Origin of the sequence: Rhizobium sp. WW_1 (genome assembly GCF_003610155.1) — a bacterium.
GTDB classification, from domain to species: Bacteria; Pseudomonadota; Alphaproteobacteria; order Rhizobiales; family Rhizobiaceae; genus Rhizobium; species Rhizobium tropici_A.
This window is the reverse complement of the sequence record NZ_RAIN01000005.1, coordinates 14,427-31,495: the sequence shown is the minus strand read 5'-3', so window position 1 is coordinate 31,495 and position 17,069 is coordinate 14,427. Positions and strand designations below refer to the sequence as shown.

At 60.5% G+C, this 17,069-nt stretch carries 15 protein-coding genes; 8 read left to right on the top strand and 7 right to left on the bottom strand.

Translation table 11 applies throughout. The features are described 5' to 3' along the window. Positions 1-2: 2 nt before the first annotated feature. From BJ928_RS15900 to BJ928_RS15875, 6 genes are all read right to left on the bottom strand, one after another. Positions 3-893, bottom strand: coding sequence for an ABC transporter permease (locus BJ928_RS15900; protein ID WP_047631517.1), 891 nt, complete (start codon positions 891-893; stop codon positions 3-5). A 25-nt stretch (positions 894-918) separates the two neighbouring features. Beyond that, positions 919-1,845: an ABC transporter permease gene (locus tag BJ928_RS15895; protein WP_047631518.1), complete on the bottom strand. Its 927-nt coding sequence runs from the start codon at positions 1,843-1,845 to the stop codon at positions 919-921. A 10-nt stretch (positions 1,846-1,855) separates the two neighbouring features. Then, positions 1,856-2,725 carry an ATP-binding cassette domain-containing protein gene (locus BJ928_RS15890; protein ID WP_197070131.1) on the bottom strand — a complete coding sequence of 290 codons (870 nt, stop codon included), beginning with the start codon at positions 2,723-2,725 and terminating at the stop codon, positions 1,856-1,858. After that, the gene (locus BJ928_RS15885; RefSeq protein ID WP_047631519.1) at positions 2,715-3,683 is read right to left on the bottom strand and encodes an ABC transporter ATP-binding protein; all 969 of its coding nucleotides are present in this window, start codon (positions 3,681-3,683) and stop codon (positions 2,715-2,717) included. Before BJ928_RS15885 ends, BJ928_RS15890 begins: the two co-directional genes overlap by 11 nt. A 10-nt stretch (positions 3,684-3,693) precedes the next feature. Then, the gene (locus BJ928_RS15880) at positions 3,694-5,301 is read right to left on the bottom strand and encodes an ABC transporter substrate-binding protein (RefSeq protein ID WP_047631520.1); all 1,608 of its coding nucleotides are present in this window, start codon (positions 5,299-5,301) and stop codon (positions 3,694-3,696) included. Positions 5,302-5,382: 81 nt separating this feature from the next. Beyond that, positions 5,383-6,429, bottom strand: a complete 1,047-nt coding sequence (locus BJ928_RS15875) for a LacI family DNA-binding transcriptional regulator (protein ID WP_245432353.1) — start codon at positions 6,427-6,429, stop codon at positions 5,383-5,385. 427 nt (positions 6,430-6,856) lie between these two features. Between BJ928_RS15875 and BJ928_RS15870 the strand changes: the two genes are divergently transcribed. The 5 genes from BJ928_RS15870 (at position 6,857) to BJ928_RS15845 (ending at position 12,645) form a co-directional block, all read left to right on the top strand. Next, positions 6,857-7,402, top strand: a complete 546-nt coding sequence (locus BJ928_RS15870; RefSeq protein ID WP_047631521.1) for a hypothetical protein — start codon at positions 6,857-6,859, stop codon at positions 7,400-7,402. 23 nt (positions 7,403-7,425) lie between these two features. Then, positions 7,426-8,100 carry a DUF2278 family protein gene (locus BJ928_RS15865; RefSeq protein WP_047631615.1) on the top strand — a complete coding sequence of 225 codons (675 nt, stop codon included), beginning with the start codon at positions 7,426-7,428 and terminating at the stop codon, positions 8,098-8,100. Positions 8,101-8,203: 103 nt separating this feature from the next. Next, positions 8,204-9,937, top strand: coding sequence for a phospholipase D-like domain-containing protein (locus BJ928_RS15860; protein ID WP_047631522.1), 1,734 nt, complete (start codon positions 8,204-8,206; stop codon positions 9,935-9,937). 576 nt (positions 9,938-10,513) lie between these two features. Then, positions 10,514-11,188 (top strand): response regulator transcription factor, encoded by a 675-nt coding sequence (locus BJ928_RS15850; protein ID WP_047631524.1) that lies wholly within the window; start codon positions 10,514-10,516, stop codon positions 11,186-11,188. Next, positions 11,185-12,645, top strand: a complete 1,461-nt coding sequence (locus tag BJ928_RS15845; RefSeq protein ID WP_047631525.1) for a HAMP domain-containing sensor histidine kinase — start codon at positions 11,185-11,187, stop codon at positions 12,643-12,645. The genes BJ928_RS15850 and BJ928_RS15845 overlap by 4 nt, the downstream gene beginning before the upstream one ends. A 251-nt stretch (positions 12,646-12,896) precedes the next feature. Here BJ928_RS15845 and BJ928_RS15840 read toward each other — a convergent pair whose 3' ends face one another. Further along, on the bottom strand, positions 12,897-14,537 hold the full coding sequence (locus tag BJ928_RS15840) for an FAD-binding dehydrogenase (RefSeq protein ID WP_047631526.1): 1,641 nt from the start codon (positions 14,535-14,537) through the stop codon (positions 12,897-12,899). Positions 14,538-14,700: 163 nt separating this feature from the next. Between BJ928_RS15840 and BJ928_RS39345 the strand changes: the two genes are divergently transcribed. From BJ928_RS39345 to BJ928_RS15825, 3 genes are all read left to right on the top strand, one after another. After that, positions 14,701-15,126 carry a hypothetical protein gene (locus BJ928_RS39345; protein ID WP_245432351.1) on the top strand — a complete coding sequence of 142 codons (426 nt, stop codon included), beginning with the start codon at positions 14,701-14,703 and terminating at the stop codon, positions 15,124-15,126. A gap of 181 nt (positions 15,127-15,307) precedes the next feature. Further along, positions 15,308-15,685: a hypothetical protein gene (locus BJ928_RS15830; protein ID WP_047631528.1), complete on the top strand. Its 378-nt coding sequence runs from the start codon at positions 15,308-15,310 to the stop codon at positions 15,683-15,685. A 207-nt stretch (positions 15,686-15,892) separates the two neighbouring features. Further along, on the top strand, positions 15,893-17,065 hold the full coding sequence (locus tag BJ928_RS15825) for an acetate/propionate family kinase (RefSeq protein WP_047631529.1): 1,173 nt from the start codon (positions 15,893-15,895) through the stop codon (positions 17,063-17,065). Positions 17,066-17,069 lie beyond the last annotated feature (4 nt).

Here is a 17,069-nt window from a genome sequence, read left to right as displayed (position 1 = left end):
ATCTAGCGAAGGGTCGGATCGAGAACGTCGCGCAGATAGTCGCCTATCAGGCTGATCGACAGCGACAGGAAGAAGATCACCATGCCCGGCAGGATCGCGATCCACCATTCGGTCATCACATAGTCGCGACCCGCGCCGACCATGCTGCCGAGGCTGACGAGCGGCGGCTGGATGCCGAGGCCGAGAAAGCTCAGCGCCGATTCCTGCAAAAGGATCTCAGGCAAGACGATCGTCAGGTTGACGAGGACGACGGAGAGGATGTTGGGCAGCACATGCAGGAAGGCGATACGCCCTGTCCCGGCGCCATTGCGCCTCAAGGCGGCGACATAGCCACGCTCCAGTTCCAGCCCGGCCATCGTGCGCACCAGCCGCGCATAACGCTCCCAGCCGTAAAGGCCGAGCAACGCCATGAAAAGCCATAGGTTATCGCCGAAGAAGGCGAGAACGGCGAGCGCGATGATCAAGAATGGCATCGATGCCTGAAAATCCACCGCAATGCGGATCAGCATGTCGGCAAATCCGCGACCAAAGGCGGCAAGCAGTCCGAGCACCGTGCCGAGAGTCAGGCTGATTGCCGATGCGCCGAGCGCGATCAACAGGCTGGTGCGTAAACCATAGAAGATGCGGCTCAGAATATCGCGACCAAGCTCGTCGGTGCCGAGAATATGCTTGAACGAGCCGCCGAATAAGATCGGCGGCGCCTTGCGGGCGTGGAGGTCAATCTGCGCGAAGCCATGAGGCGCAAGCACATTGGCGAAGATCGCAACCATGATGAAGGTCACGAGGATGATGGCGCAAATGGCCGTCATCAGATCGAAGCGCCGGCCGAGCCGGAAGGCTCTCTTTGACCCGGTCTTCGGGGAAACGTCGGCGCCGGTCGCTGCATTGGCCATGGCTGTTACCTTTCGAGACGGCCGATCAAGCCGTTGTGCGATGCCGCAGGCGCGGATCGGCGAGAATGTAGAGGCAGTCGATCATGAGATTGGCGGCCACCATTGTTGCCGTGATCAGCAAGACGATGGTCTGCACCACGTTCAGATCGCGCTGCGCGACGGAGGAGACGAGAAAACGGCCGACACCTGGCCAGGCATAGACGCTTTCGACCACGGCCGCGCCGCCAATCATACCGCCGACCAGAAAGCCGAGCATGGTCAGGAGCGGCAGGGCCGCATTCGGCATGATATGCCGCCAGAGAAGGGCGCTCTCGCCGATGCGCTTGGCGCGCGCTGCCAGGATATAACGCTGACCCAGCACCTCCAACACGCTGGACCGGACGAAACGGGCGATGATGCCGGCATTATAGAGGCCGATCACCAGAACGGGCATGACGAGATGTGCCATCGTCGCTCCCCCGCCGCTTGGCAAGATCCGCAAGGTGACGGCGAAAAGCTGGATAAGAAGGATGGCGATCAGGAAATTCGGGAGCGAATGCATCAATACCGCCAGTGCCATGACGAAGCGGTCGATCAGGCCGCCGCGGTTACGCGCCGCCAGAATGCCGAGCGGCACGCCGGCGCCAAAGGCCAATATCAGGGCAGCGCCCATCAGCTCCAGCGTTGCGGGAACTTTCGATAGAACCAGTGCCAGCGCGTCCTGACCATTGAGGAGCGACGTACCGAAATCGCCACGCAGAAGATGGCCGAGATAAGCGAAATACTGGATATAGAGCGGCTGATCGAGACCCCATTGCTGTCGCATCAGCGCCACCACTTCCGGCGGCGTCTCAATGGGCAGCAAGGAATGCAGCGGGTCACCGCTGACCCGTAGGATGACGAAGGTGAAGGTCATCGCCAGGAACAGCGTCACGAGTGCTCTTAGAAACGCGCGCAGGATGGATTGAAGCATTGCCGTTCCCTCAAAGCGTTTCGAGCATGGCGGCTACCTGTCGCACCCTGCCACGCCGCCCGCGGGGAACGGCGGACAAAAGCTTGGCGGTATAGGGGTGGGCCGGATTTGCGAAGACATCCTCCGTCGGACCGGTTTCGACAATCGAGCCCGCCTCCATGATCGCCACGCGATGCGACACGTGACGGACCACCCGCACGTCATGGCTGATGAAAAGCAGCGACAGGCCGCGTGCGCGCTGCAATTCAAGCAGGAGATTGAGCACCTGCGCCTGCACCGAGACGTCGAGCGCCGAGACCGGCTCGTCGCAAAGCAAAATTTGCGGCTCGACCACGAGAGCACGGGCGATCGCGACGCGCTGACGCTGACCACCTGAGAGCTGATGCGGAAACTTCCGCAGGGCGGAGACCGGCAGGCTCACAGCCTTGAATGTCTCCGCCGCGCGATCGAGCCTGCTTGCCGGATAGCCGATGCCGTGAATTGCCAACGTCTCCACGATCTGGTGGCCGACGCTCCGCCGCGGATCGAGCGCGCCCATCGTATCTTGTGAGATGACCTGCAGATGCTTCGCCAAGCCGCGCCGGTTCGGCTTCATCAGACTGTTGAAGGGCTGTCCGAAGAGGGTGATTTCGCCTGATGTCGGCGTGCGATCGCCGCAGAGCAACGAGGCAAGGGTGGATTTGCCGCAACCGGACTCGCCGACAAGACCCAAGGTTTCGCCGGGCTTCAGTTCTAGGCTTACATCCTTGATCGCGTGAAATCCCCTCGCCCGTCCCGGCCAGAGCGAAAAGCCTGGCGCATAGGAAAATTGCAGATCACGGGCAGCAAGGGCTGCCTCCGCCTTCTGCATCTCGGCTGGCGTTTGCTTCTCAGGCGTCATGAGAACTCCATGGATTGAAGCAGGCAAGGGCTGCCGCGCCGGCAATCAGCGGCGGAACCATCGTTGCGCAAGCCGGCTCCGCGCGCGGGCAGCGGGGCGCAAAAGCGCAGGCCCGCGGCAGATCGTGGTGGAATTTCAGTTCGCCGGGAATATCCGCAAGCCTCTGAAGCGGCCTGCCCCTCCCAGGCATCGCCTCCAGCAGCAGCCTTGTATAGGGATGGCGCGGGTTGTCGTAGAGGTTGTCCGTGCGATTGATCTCGACCAGCGACCCCGCATACATCACCGCGATACGGTCGCAGACTTCCGAGACGAGATCGAGATCGTGGCTGATGAAGATCATCGGAATGCCGCGCTCACGTACCGCCTTGACCAGGAGAGCGACGACCTGTGCCTGCACCGTCACGTCAAGCGCCGTCGTGGGTTCGTCGGCGATGATCAATCGCGGCTGCATGGCAAGCGCTGTCGCGATCATCACGCGCTGGCACATGCCGCCGGAAAATTGCGCGGGATAGGCATTGTAGCGTGTCTCTGGTTGCGAAATGGCGACTTCCGTCAGGAGCCGAAGCGCTTCTGTCCTGGCTTCCTTTGCCGACATGCCGGCGCTGACCGCCGCCTCTGCGATCTGGGAGCCGATCGTGCGCACCGGGTCGAGACAGGAGACCGGCTCCTGAAAGATCAACCCGATCGGTGGCATCTTTATCCGCGACCGCGGACCGAGCTCGGCCGCGTCATACATGGCGTCCTGGAAGGAAATATAGCCCGTCGCGCTGGCGGTCGACCCCAGAAGACCCGCAAGCGCCAAGCAGGTTAGGCTCTTGCCTGATCCGCTCTCACCGACGATGCCGAGGATTTCACCCTCGGCAAGATCGAAGGAGACGTTATTGACCGGGTGAAACCGGCTGGCGCCCGTTCCGAACGAGACACTCAGATTGTCGACCGAAAGAACGGGCGTCGCCATGACCGACCGCTTAGCTCTTCTGCTCTTCGAAGGCGAGGCTGCCGGCACCGAGATCCATCTGGAAAGCCGGCAGAGGCTGCCACTTGATGCCTTTGCGAATACCGAAGAAGACGGCGTTCTGATGCAGGACCGTCTCGCCCGGATCTTCCCATTCGATCAGATGCAGCATGTCGCGGAAAATCTTGGCGCGATCGGCCGGATCGACGGCCTTCTCCATCTTGGCGCCGAGCGCATCGAAATCGGCATTCTGCCAGATCTTGAACGAGGTGAGCGAGCCGGCCGCACTGAACTGCGTGAAGAAGGAAATGTAAGGATCAGGGATCTGCCCGGTGCTCGACCAGTTTCCGGTCGCGCGGGTTGGCGAGTTGTCGAACAGCTTGCCAGCTTCGACGAACTTCATCTTGGCGTTGACGCCGATCGCCTGCCACATGGCTACGACGGCCTGCGTGACCGGGTTTTCCGCCGTGTAATAATTGTTCTGCGAGCGGACTTCGATCTCCTCGCCATTATAGCCGGCATCCTTCAGGAGTTGCGTCGCCCGATCGGGATCATATTGATAAGCCGGGTAATCCTTGAGATAAATGGGGCCGTAGAGCTCGAACTGCAGCCCGTTCGGCACTCTCGTGCGACCGTTCCAGATCGTATCGACGATCGCCTGGCGATCGATGGCGAGGATCAGCGCCTGGCGGACGCGCGGGTCCTTGAGCGCCGGATTGTTCTTGTCGAAGAACAGAATGCGGTTGTTCGGGACCGGCCCGCCGACAATCGCATGATCCGTGCTGGCACTGACGACGGAAAGCTGATCCGGCGGCAGGTCCGTTGCAATATCGTAGTCGCCGGCCAAGAGGCCTGCAATCCGCGAGGAAACCTCGGGTACGATGCGCAGGGTTACCCGTTTGGCGGCCGGCTTGCCGCGATAGGCCTGATCGTGGGCGGCCAGAACCACGCTCTCGTTGGCCGTATAGCTTTCAACCTTATAAGGACCGGCGCCGACCGGCTTCTGACGCCAGGTCGTCCAGTTGCCGCCGTTCTTCTGCCAGGCATCCTTGCTGATGACGACGGCCGCGTAGGATGCGAGGCGCTGCAGGAAGATCGGATCCTGAAACTTGGTGACGAACCGGACCGTCATCGGATCGACTACTTCGACGTGGTCGAGGCTGGTGAAGTTGGTGCGATAGGTAGGGTAGCCCGGCGCATCCTTGTTCAGGAGCCGCTCCGGCCCGAAGGAGAAAGCGACGTCCTCGGCCGTCATCTCGCGGCCGTCGTGGAAGATCACGCCAGGGCGCAGCTTCATTTCGAGCACGGTCGGCGAAATCCATGTCCACGAGGTGGCGAGATTGGGCTTCACCGAGAAGTCGCCGCGCATGTCGAGCGCAAGCACCGTCTCGTGGATGGAATAGTTGTTGCGGAAGGCGACGTTGCTGGCGGCGTCGACAGGTTCCTGCGAGACCGGATTCTGCTGCACCGCGATGCGAAGCTCCGGCCTCTTGTCGCCATTGTCATCGGCGGCTGCGGACAACGCCGGGACAAAGGCGGAGAGGCCGGCTGCCGCTCCCATGAGAAGGGTCGTGCGGCGGGTAACTGGGCTGTTGAAGCCGCTGAGCAGATATTCGGACATCGGCAAACTTTCCTGTTAGAGCTTTTGCACAAACGTTTGCGCAAGCAAAATATGACCACTTGCGCTCAGAACTATCATTTCTTACGCAAGGGAGAGTGGCCGCAAGCTAGGCGAGCTCGATGACGCACGTATGACAAGTTCGGGGTGGACGAAACGCACCGGACGCATTGCAACGCGAGCGTCCATAGGGAGATTCGAAAGTTCAACCAGGAGGTCGAGCGAAGCCTCGCAAAGCGCATCCGTTGGCTGGGCAATGGTCGTCAACGGCGGTGCCCAATAGGCAGTGTCCGGCACATTGTCATAGCCGACGACGGAAATGTCGCCGGGGATCTGCAGGCCGAGATCGCGCAGGAATGCAACGACCTCGATCGCAAGCCCATCGCTGCCGCAGATGAGCGCCGTTGGGCGCCCGGGCGACGCTAGCAGATTTTTAAAGAGCTCGCGGTCATGCCCGTCCTTCTCGAAAGAGATGACGCCGCCGGCGATGGAGCCACCGCTCCTTCCAACCACCTCTTCAAAGATCGACAGCCGATCGCGAAGCGCACTGCGGCTGATGCGATAGACGAAGGAGATGCGGCGATGCCCGAGCCCCTTCAGGTGCTCAAAGAGAAGATCCATGCCACGGCGATCATCCGTCAGCACCGCCGGAAGCGGTCCCATCAACCCGGCGCCGAGCGTCACATGCGCCTTGCCCATGCGGTCAAGGTGATCGCAGAGCGCCTGCTGACCCGGGAGATCGCTGACCATAATCACGCCGTCGAAGAAATCCTGCTGGAACAGCTGCAGTTGCCCTGCGATTTCGCCGGCCTCCGACTTGGCCTGCGCCACCAGCAACTCAACGTCCCGGCGCTGTGCTGCGGCCTGGAGGCGGCTTGTCAAATGCGGCTGATAGTGGCCGGACAGGCTGTTGACGATCGCTCCGAAAACACCGGTCCTGTGCGTCCTCAGCGATGTTGCCAGACGGTTGACGACATAGCCGACGCTGCTTGCCGTTGCCCTGACGCGCTCCTGTGTCTCCAGGCTGATGCGGCTGTCGGCCTGGCCGTTCAGGACGCGCGAAACCGTGGTCGCGGACACGCCAGCCAGTCGGGCGACTTCCAGAATGCCGATTCTCTTTGGTGCTTTCATACGGTCTGCCGAAACTTGTCGCGCCATGCCCGCGCCGAGGGTTCCAAACTCTTGCCTTACTTGCTTCAAGACGCAAGTTCACATCCCTGTTTCGGGGATATTTTCAGAGACAACCGTGAACATGAAGGCAAAGTGGCACGCAAGCATCTGTCTGCAACTTGGCGAAATTCGGTCTCAAAAATGGACGCAGACAACAACAAGCGAAATGTCGCAGGATCAACCGGCAATGGAAACTAAAGCTCAGGCGCTTGCCGAGCTTTCCCCGCGATATTTAAACCACAGTTCCATATGCGACGGCATTTTGTTTTGTACATACCCATGACGAAGCCGCGAAATTTAGCCTTCAAAAAGCTGCAGCAACGATCGACAACGAAGCGTCCAGGCTTGTTTAAGCTCATCGAAATCCAACTTTTTTGAGGACCTTCCCATGACGCCACGTAAGATCATGATTATTCGTCACGCCGAACGTCCGATGGACGGCGGCAAGGATCAAGGCGTCCGGCCGGATGGTTCGCCAAGCGCTAACTCTCTGACCGTCAGGGGATGGCAGCGGGCCGGAGCCCTGGTTCGGCTATTCTGCCCGCTTGCGGGCGCCGGCAAACAAAGTCCCATCGAACAGCCAACGTCCCTCTTTGCAGCCCATCCCGACGACAAGCATCACAGCCATCGTACCCGATCGACCCTTCAGCCGCTGGCCGACCTTGCCGGCCTCACCGTCAATATCGATCATGCGCGCGGCGAAGAGGCGGCGCTCGCCGAAGCAGTCCTGCATCAGGACGGCGTCGTGCTCATCGCCTGGGAGCACAATGCAATTCATGAGATCGTCACGGCCATGACGCAAAGTGCGATCGAGGTGCCCGGCTGGCCTGACGATCGGTTCGACATGATTTTCATACTCACCGCAGATCGCGCCTGGCGTCTTGTTCAAGTGCCGCAGCAGCTGCTGGCAGGTGACCAGGCCAGCATTTTCTAGCCCCCAATCAAAGGTTCCTTCTCATGACACGTGAACGTCGCAAGCCCAAAGACGCCAAGCGCACCTACGGAGTCCTCGTCGGTAAGGTCGCCGATGGAACCATGAAACCGTCAGGCTCCTCGCCGCATTATGAGATCTGGGTCAAGGCAGGCGATGCGGACTTCCGGATTGCCGTCAACGTCCAGTCCGTCGATGGCAGCGAAGTGCTCGTACACTACGACCCCGACTTCAAGGACAATAGCGGCCACGATATTGCCAGCCTTGCGCAAGGTCCGTCGGGCTTCAAGGCGCTGCAGACGGGACCGGATGGCGAGGGTCTCGACTATATTCGCGATACGCTCTTCCCGATTGCCGACATGGAGGCCATTCCCGCAGACGGGACACAATTGTCGCTCGCCAACATGCTGGATGGGCAGATCGAGCGTGCGAAGGCCGATGCAAGCGCCGCCATCGTCGCCTTCGGTGAATATTTTCAGGATCAGGGAAGCGACGAAACCTTCCAGTTCAGCCCAGAACGCGGCGTCCACGACACTCACTTCATGCAGGGCAATTCCGGCAGTTTTGCCGACGACAACCGCGTCCATGGCGATGGCGGGCTGTTCATCCGATTTGCCGGCGGGGAGACCATAGCCTTGTTCGTGCGCTTCAGCGTTCAGGCGCTGAAGACCGACGATCAGACCGGTGCTCCACTGAACTGACGCGCACCAAGGGCCGAAGCCCGCGGCGCTTCGGAGTACAGCCACAGCGCCTACATTCGACAGCAATTATGGGAAGAGAAGCAATCATCCAGGGAGAGGTCCAATGAACATAAGCCTGATCGTGCATCCCGGTGTCGATAGTGCCCTTATTGCCTGGCGCAGCGACTTCATCGACCAATGCCGCGGTTTTGCCTTGCGGCGAAAGATCAAGCGCGCAGCTGGAAGCCCGCAAAGCCCGAACACGGTCTCCGATGTCGATGCCGATGGCTTTCATGAGGAGATCGTCGCCAGCTGGGTCGGCTTCGCCGATGGGCCGGCCGTCGAGGAAGGCACGCGCAAGCCGACGACGGAATGGCCGATCCAGAAATATCTCTGGTCCGATTTCGCCGTCAATCCGGGTGATGTCGTCGCCTACCGGGTCTCCGCCATGGTCGGGCCTGAGACGGCACTGCAGGAATCGGCCGACCACGCCTCGGACTGGAGCGATGCCATGCAGATCGGGGCAGAGACCAGCGGCCATGTCAGCTGCTATTTCAACCGAGGCATCGTCGCCAGCCAATGGCTTGCGCGCGCACTGCCTGAAGAAGCTCCCACCACCAAGCTCAAGAAAGCGATCGCCAACCCGGAAGACCCGATCCGCCGATTTCTTGCGGGACCGATCCGCGACAAGCTGGTATCGCTCCTGGGCGCCGCACAGTCGAATGGCGGCCATATCTATGCCGCCCTGTTCGAGCTGGATGACCCGGAACTGATCCCTCTGCTGCAGGGCTTCAAGAAACGTGCCCATGTCGTGCTCGGCAATGGCAGCGTGAAGAAAAAGGGCGAGGACGAAAACGAGGAAGCGCGATCCGAGCTTTCAGGCTGCGATGTCAAGGATCGCATGAGCGCGCCGCGGGCACTGGCGCACAATAAATTCCTGGTCATCTGCGACGCGGACAAATCACCCCAGGCGGTGTGGACCGGCAGCACGAATTGGACGATGACCGGTCTTTGCACCCAGGCCAATAATGCGCTTCTGATCGACAATCCGGCGGTGGCCGAATTCTACCTCGACCAGTGGAAGACGCTGGCCTCCGATGGCAATGATTCTCCACCCGCTCTCTACCAAAGCAATGCCGAACCCAGAACGACGCCCAAGGCTCCGAATACGACGGTCTGGTTCACGCCCATGCATGAGGGGCTCGATCTCGAACAGGCGGGTGAGCTGATCCGCAGCGCCCAGCAGGGCATTCTGTTTGCCATGTTCAATCCCGGCCCGCGCGGCACGCTTCTCAACGACATCATCGAGCTTGCGTCTCCGTCTAGCCCGTCGTTCAAACCCGATCTCTACATCCAGGGCGTCGTCAACCAGAACCCCGGCACAACAAAGAATCCGGTCGTGCTGTTCAACAGAGGCGAGCGTATCGACGCCAACGCCGATGTCGTCCTGCCAGCCGCAATCCCCGGCCGTTTTGCCTATTGGCAGAAGGAAGTTCTGAAGCTGCCGACCGCCCACGCCATGGTTCACAGCAAGGTGGTCATCGTCGATCCGTTCGGCCCCAATCCCGTCGTCATGACCGGCTCCCACAATATGGGGCCGAAGGCGAGCGGCGTGAACGACGAGAACCTGGTGATCATCACCGGCAATGGCGATCTTGCCAGCCAATATGCCGGCAAAATCATGGAAATCTATGCCCAGTATCGCTGGCGACAATCAGTTCAAAAGCAGGGTGGCGCGCCGAAGTGGACGGGGCTTGCCAACGACGACAGCTGGCAGATCAAATCGCCGGACCAGCCCTATGACAAGCGCCGCATACGCGAGCTTGACTTCTGGTTTGGCAAAAATGACAACACCTGACATCTGTCAGGCATCGATCCGGGATCGCAGCCGATATCTTCGAATGATCAGGCAGCGATTCCCCTTGCCGGCATAGTTCGACCTGGTCGAGCATTTGTAATGCCGACGCAATCTTCGACTTCTAGTGGCTTTGCAACAATCTGGATTCCCAAATGTTGCTCCGCTACTCTGTTCCCGTGCTTGTTTTTATCGGCGCCTTGGCGCTTACGGGGTGGGCTTTCATCATCGTCGAAAACCATAAAGCCCGCCCGAATGAGATGGGCGCGTCAAATCACGGGCCGCTTTCCGGCATGCTTCACCTCATGTCCGAACGGCAGGCGGCCACGTGGCACAGGGTTGCCAGCAATGCCGTATCGGCCGCTTCCGGCAGCGAGGTTCGTAGAGCTCCATCCGATGATGATGGCGACGCGCGCCCGACGCCGGGCTATTTCGAACGCGCCCGGATGCTTTTATTCCTTCTGCGTTCGCGCCATTGGCGAAAATTGGCTCATCACGAGACTCCGCAAGCCGAGCACGGAACATGAGCGATCCCGCCGCTCTTACTGGTGTGGCGAGAACCGAGGAGTAGAGAAGTATATGCGCATTCTTTTGGTCGAGGACGAACTGGAAATGGCATCGGTGCTCAAGACCGCATTGAGACGTCAGGATGTCGTGGTCGACCATGCCGCTAATCTCGCCGATGCAGAAGCCATGGTGCGGTTCGGCGCCTATGACGCCATCGTCCTCGACAGACGTCTTCCCGATGGCGAGGGACTGACGCTGATTCCGCGGTTGCGGGCGCTCAACGTCGAGGCCCCGGTGATTGCCCTGACCGCCATGAGCGACCTGCGCGAACGCATTGCCGGGCTCGACGCCGGCGCCGACGACTATATGGGCAAACCGTTCGCCACCGAGGAGTTGGTCGCCCGGCTGAAGGCCCTCCACAGACGTCCCTACATCATGCGGGCCGACCAGACCGTGGTCGGTCGCCTCACTTATGACTTTCGCCACCGCGAGGCGCTGATCGACAGTCAAGCCCTGGACCTGCCGCGTCGCGAACGTCTGGTGCTCGAGACCCTGATCCGCAGGCCTGGGCGCACCGTGATGCGAGGGATGCTGGAGGAAGCCGTCTATGCTCTCGACGACGAGATCGGCTCCAATGCCCTCGACGCTCATATTTCACGCCTGCGCCGCAAGTTGGACGATCTTTCAGCCGGCGTCGAGATCCGTGCCGTGCGCAATCTCGGCTATCTGCTGCGGGCGATTCCATGACGCTGGCGCGCGCCCGCTCCCTGCAATGGATTCTCGTGCGGCGGCTGGTTCTGCTCCAGGCGGCCATGCTCGTCTTCTTCATCATCCTGTCGATTGTGGTGTTGTCCGTGATCCAGCCGACGCTCACAGTCGACAACGAAGCCGCCGCGGCCGCAATCGCAGGTGCGATCGATCGCGACAAGGACGGCAGGCTGATCATCGACGATAGCAGCGAGCTTGCGCGGTTTCGCGCGGAGCATCCCAAGGTTTGGTACATCATTCACGACATGACGGGTCAGAGCCTGCGCGTCGGCGTCGTTCCGCCCGATTACGACCGCGATCTCGGAAACCTCCTTACAGCGGTCGATCATGCAAGCATCGGCTTTGCCGGCAAGCGTGATGGGCAGGAAATGCGCCCTGAGGCCCTCGTTCAGCGGGTCGACACCAAGGCGGGGCCTGTCCAGGTCGTTACCTCGACGTTCTATTCGCGAGCCGACGCGGAAAGCTTCGGCATCAGCATCTCGGCCACCGTCGATATGGCCCGCACACCCGATGGCAGCGCCGACTGGCCACGGGTGCTGCCGGGTTTGCTCTTCTCGGTTGCGATCGTTCTTCTGCCGATCATTCTCGCCATGGGCATGGCGACGCTTGTGACGACGCCGTTCGTGGTTCGTCGCGCCTTGTCGGGCCTGATCGGTACCGCCGATCAGGCCGCGCGCATCGACTTCGGAACGCGCGCCATGCAATTGCCAGTGAAGAATGTCCCGCGGGAGGTCGTTCCCCTGGTCAATGCCTTCAACCAGGCCCTCGCACGCCTCACCCAAGGCTTTGATCGCCACAATCGTTTCCTCACGGATGCGGCACACGAGTTGCGCACTCCGATTGCCATCCTGCGCACGCGAGCTGAACTGTTGAAGGAGGAACCGGAAAGTCTGCGGTTGCGGCAGGATATCGACCGCCTCTCCCATCTGGCCCAGCAATTGCTGGACCGCCAGTTGCTGGATCGCCCTGCGGATCAACGCGAGTTCGTCGACCTGGTCGAGCTCGCCGGTCGCGTCGGGGCCGACTTCGCGCCGCTTGCGATCGAGGCCGGCTATGATCTCGCCTTCGCCCCCCCAAACGGCAAGGTTGAGGTCGAGGTGAATGCGCTACAGATCGAACAGGCACTTGCCAACATTATTCGAAATGCCATCGAACATGGCGGCCGCCGGGGAACCATCACGGTCGCGGTCGACCGGGCTGGGGGCCTGGAAGTGCGCGATGAAGGTCCGGGTATTCCCCCCGAGGAACGCGATAACGTATTCGAGCCGTTCTACCGGCTGCATCCGCATTCCCGCGGTGCCGGCCTTGGTCTCAACCTTGCTCGGCAGATCGCGCACCTGCACGGAGGCAGCATCGCGATCGCCAGCGGTCCTTCGGCTGGCGCTCACGTCCGCATTCAACTCCCGATTTACAACCTTAGAGCGCAATCTTCATGACATTGCTCGACCAGATCGCGCGTCCGCGTTCCTCATACCCCCTTGGGACAGGAGATCTCGCCACCCTCGTGTAGCGTGTGGGGCTGCAAGCCATCCATTCGGGCAGGTTAAATAAACCTCTGGTAGATGCTATGACTTCCACTACCGGTTCGGATGCCACCCCCGAGCCGGCAATTGCAGCGTCCGGCGAGACTGCATGCCCTCGCAGTGTCGTCGGACACCCTCGCCAAAAGAGCGCCATTCCGACGGCTTCATGCCGCCCGCCCCGCCTTGCGTCCGGAAAAAATACATCCTCCCAGAAACGTACCCTCCAACGCATTGTAGCCGTGGTATCCGCCACCGCCGAAACCGGCCGCCTCGCCGCAGGCGTACAATCCCGGTATGAGCGCGCCGCTGCGTGCAAGCGCCTGGCTGTTCAGATCTGTTTCCAGTCCGCCTAGCGACTTGCGGGTGAGGATATTAAGGCGCACGGCGATCAACGGGCCGGCTCTTGCGTCCAATATGCGATGCGGCGGGGCCGTGCGCATGAACCGGTCGCCGAGATACCCGCGAGCCTGCCTCAGAGCGACAATCTGCGCATCCTTGGCGAAGGGATTGTCCAACTCGCGGTCGCGGGCCTCGATCTGGACGCGCAGATGGGCGGGATCGATCGGGCGGTCGCCAATGCGGTTCATGCCGGCAACCAGCTCTTCCAGCGTTTCGGCAACGACGAAATCCCTTCCCTTCGACTTGAAGGCTTCCACCGGCGGGGGAGCCGATCGGCCAAGCCTACTACGCAGGAGCAGCGCGATATCGCGCCCCGTAAGATCTGGGTTCTGTTCCGAGCCCGAAAGGGCAAATTCCTTCTTGACGATTTTCTGCGTCGTCACGAACCAGCTGTAGCTATGGCCAAGCTTGCAGATATGCTGCAGCGTCGCAAGACTATCGAAACCCGGCAGGCAGGGTGCCGGCATGCGATTACCATCGGCGTCGAACCAGAGTGACGACGGTCCCGGCAGGATGCGAATGCCATGATTCGGCCAGATCGGGTCCCAATTGGCAATGCCTTCGGTATAGTGCCACATCCTGTCGCCATTGATCGGCCGTGCCCCGACGGCCTCGGCATGACCGATCATCAGCCCGTCCACATGATGGGGCACGCCGCTCAGCATCCGTTCAGGAGGTGAACCGAGACGCTCGACCGGCCAGGCGCGCCGAACCAGCTCCGGATTGCCACCAATGCCGCCGCTTGCGACGATCACCGCACCCTCGATGCGGAAATCACCGACGACATCACGGTTCGACTGCTGGCCGCGACGGATATTGTCCTCCGCCAGGATCTCTCCTTCTAAGCCGAAAACGCCTTTGTCATCGCCGATCAGCCGGGTTACCCGCCGACGAAACAAGAGCTCGACCTTCCCTTCCTTCTCCGCCGCCAGAATCTGTTTTACAAATGGATCGAGAACGCCACGGCCCGTACCCCAGGTAAGATGAAAGCGCGGCACGGAATTGCCGTGCCCGGTGGCAAGGCCTCCGCCGCGTTCCGCCCAACCGACAACGGGAAACCAGCGCATGCCGAGCCCATGCAGCCAGCTGCGCATTTCTCCGGCGGCAAAATCAAGATAAGCGTCCGCCCAGGCACGGGGCCAGAAGTCCTCGGCCCGGTCGAAACCTGCAGCACCCAGCCAATCCTGACGGGCGAGATCGAGGCTATCGCGAATTCGCATCCGCCGCTGTTCCGGCGTATCGACCATGAACAGTCCGCCGAGAGACCAGAAAGCCTGGCCGCCAAGGCTTGCTCGCGGCTCCTGATCGACAAGGATCACTCGCCTGCCGCGCTCGATCAGCTCGCAGGCAGCAACAAGGCCCGACAGTCCCGTTCCGACGATGACGACATCCGCATGACTACCCATTCGATCCCTCCAGCGAATTCGCCAGAAGTCTAATGAAGCTTACGTAAAAGTAAATGCTTGCCCTATCCATGCTGACACCGCGAAAGCATCAGCCTCCTCCCACCGACGTCCAGGAAACTACGTCTCGCGCCTGCAATCACGGCGACTGGAAGGACGCAATCCAATGGAATCGCCGATCTATCGAAACTGTCCTTGCGGCAGATCAATAGATCGGGGGACACCGACATCCACCATGCCTGCATCCGATCTCCACGAAACCTGCACCATTTTCATATTGCTTTCCGGCATTGGCGGCCATCTGTCGCCGCGGAAAAGGGCTTCAGCATTCATGGATTTTCGAGGAGGCCGGCGTATCACCAACGACACTGCCGGATCTGGCAGAGGAAATGTCATGTGCAAACAGAAGACGCCCACGCTCGCCGATTGGCTTTCGATGCTCGCACGCCTCATGCCGATCATCACTGTCTATCTGTGGCCGATAGTCTTTCGTTTCATTCTCGGCACGGCATTTTTCATCGCCTTCGCCGCACTCTTGTACCAACTGCTTGATGTGGAACTGAGCCTGTCCGTCCAAGGCTCACCATTGTAAAGCGCCCAGCGCTCATCGATCGTGGTTTTGTCGCTACGGTCCGTTTTCCTTCCCGCTGCGCGATTGACTGCGGGAAAGAAATCGCGACAAGGTGCGTCTCCACGACCTTCTCCATCGCATCGGCTTGCCTGACACCGGAAAAGGCACCATCCGATTGCTTAACAAGAGAGGAGCAGCAGCCATGGGCAAGCTTCCCGACATGACGAAACATCGCGGCTTTCCTTCCGGCATGCCGGGAACCGGCGTCCAGTTCACCATTCGCCGTGCAAATCCGAAAGGCGTAACGCCGATCAAGAAGCTGCCGCGGCGCGCACGGCCGGGAACGCAGGAACACCGGATCGACGCGGCATTCCTGCATGCGCTCTGGCACTATTTCGGTGCAGAACCCTTCGAACGCGGCAATCTGGACGCCGCGCGCCTAAACCTCCTCTTTGAGCGCGAAGTCCTGCCAGCCGACAAGGATTTCGATCCCCTTTCCTATGAAGCCATGCTCATCATCAACGAGAAAGTGGCCCGAGAAAGCTTCCCCGAAGCATTCGAAGACGTGATGGAAGTCTGATCGCGGCGGGCTGGTTGAGGGTAATCAGCACCAAGGCGGCACAGCCGCGCCAAGGCTTTCGACAAGAATCGGCGCGCATTTCATCGGCTTGTACAAGAATGACAGCTCCGCCTGGCGGTAAAGCGCCGCATGCGACCGGCTCAGCGGTTGCCTCGGCAATGGAATGCACTAACTTGCGGTAGTCGACACCCTTCACTCGAGGCTGACATGACCGACGATGTCTTGCTGACGTTCAATGCCGGCTCCTCGACCCTGAAGATCGGGATATTCGAGCTGACGGCGAAACAGCCGAGAAATGTCGGCCGCGGCAAGATCGATTTCGATCGGAATCCGTTGATGCTCCACTATTCCATCGGCGCGGATAGATACGAGAAGCCAATCAACGGCGACAATGGTGCGCAATTCACATCCGTCATATCCGAAACGCTGGATCATATGCTCGCCCATCTCCCCGGCCGGCTGCGGGCAGTTGCTCATCGCATCGTCCATGGCGGCATGACGTTTAAGGGGGCGACCCTGCTTGATGACAACGCCATCGAGGGGATCGAAAAGCTTATTCCCCTTGCGCCCCTGCATCAGCCGCAGGCCCTGCGTGCCATCCGTTCGATAGAAACGTTGCGGCCGGACGTTTTGCAAGTCGCCTCCTTCGACACGGCCTTTCATTCGTCACAGGTCGATGTCGTGCGGCGGCTGGCAATCCCGCGCGGCATGCATGACGATGGCGTACGTCGCTATGGCTTTCATGGACTTTCCTACAAATATATCGCCTCGCAGCTTCGAAAGATCGATCCGGAAGCCGCCAAGGGCAAGGCTATCGCCTGCCATCTCGGCAGCGGTGCCAGCCTGTGTGCTATGGAAAACGGCGTCAGTCGTGACACCAGCATGGGGTTTTCGGCGCTGGATGGAATTCCGATGGCGACGCGCCCTGGCTGGCTCGATCCCGGTGCCCTGCTCTACCTTATGAGAACCGGAATGCGGCAACCGGAACGGATCGAGGACTTCCTCTACCATGAATGCGGCCTGCTCGGGGTTTCCGGCATCAGCGGCGACACACGGGTTCTGCTTGACGACGACAGCCCGGAGGCGGCGGAAGCCGTGGATCTGTTCTGCCTGCGCATATCAGGCGAAATCGGACGCTTATGCGCGACGATCGGCGGCGTTGATACCATCGTCTTTACGGCCGGCATCGGCGAAAACCAGCCGCAGATCCGGGCACGCGTTGCACAGAGGTTGCAATGGTTGGGTATTGAGATCGATGAAGACGCGAACAAGCGCAACGCAATCGCCATCAATGCGGCGTCCAGCCGCGTGACGTTATTCGTGATCCCGACCGATGAGGAACAGGTGATCGCCGACGAGGCCCTTGCACTCATCGCATGACGAA

Bases quoted from the DNA above. Each gene is read 5' to 3' on its own strand.
- BJ928_RS15900 (WP_047631517.1), bottom strand. From the start codon at position 893: ATGGCCAATGCAGCGACCGGCGCCGACGTTTCCCCGAAGACCGGGTCA.
- BJ928_RS15895 (WP_047631518.1), bottom strand. From the start codon at position 1,845: ATGCTTCAATCCATCCTGCGCGCGTTTCTAAGAGCACTCGTGACGCTG.
- BJ928_RS15890 (WP_197070131.1), bottom strand. From the start codon at position 2,725: ATGACGCCTGAGAAGCAAACGCCAGCCGAGATGCAGAAGGCGGAGGCA.
- BJ928_RS15885 (WP_047631519.1), bottom strand. From the start codon at position 3,683: ATGGCGACGCCCGTTCTTTCGGTCGACAATCTGAGTGTCTCGTTCGGA.
- BJ928_RS15880 (WP_047631520.1), bottom strand. From the start codon at position 5,301: ATGTCCGAATATCTGCTCAGCGGCTTCAACAGCCCAGTTACCCGCCGC.
- BJ928_RS15875 (WP_245432353.1), bottom strand. From the start codon at position 6,429: ATGAAAGCACCAAAGAGAATCGGCATTCTGGAAGTCGCCCGACTGGCT.
- BJ928_RS15870 (WP_047631521.1), top strand. From the start codon at position 6,857: ATGACGCCACGTAAGATCATGATTATTCGTCACGCCGAACGTCCGATG.
- BJ928_RS15865 (WP_047631615.1), top strand. From the start codon at position 7,426: ATGACACGTGAACGTCGCAAGCCCAAAGACGCCAAGCGCACCTACGGA.
- BJ928_RS15860 (WP_047631522.1), top strand. From the start codon at position 8,204: ATGAACATAAGCCTGATCGTGCATCCCGGTGTCGATAGTGCCCTTATT.
- BJ928_RS15850 (WP_047631524.1), top strand. From the start codon at position 10,514: ATGCGCATTCTTTTGGTCGAGGACGAACTGGAAATGGCATCGGTGCTC.
- BJ928_RS15845 (WP_047631525.1), top strand. From the start codon at position 11,185: ATGACGCTGGCGCGCGCCCGCTCCCTGCAATGGATTCTCGTGCGGCGG.
- BJ928_RS15840 (WP_047631526.1), bottom strand. From the start codon at position 14,537: ATGGGTAGTCATGCGGATGTCGTCATCGTCGGAACGGGACTGTCGGGC.
- BJ928_RS39345 (WP_245432351.1), top strand. From the start codon at position 14,701: ATGGAATCGCCGATCTATCGAAACTGTCCTTGCGGCAGATCAATAGAT.
- BJ928_RS15830 (WP_047631528.1), top strand. From the start codon at position 15,308: ATGGGCAAGCTTCCCGACATGACGAAACATCGCGGCTTTCCTTCCGGC.
- BJ928_RS15825 (WP_047631529.1), top strand. From the start codon at position 15,893: ATGACCGACGATGTCTTGCTGACGTTCAATGCCGGCTCCTCGACCCTG.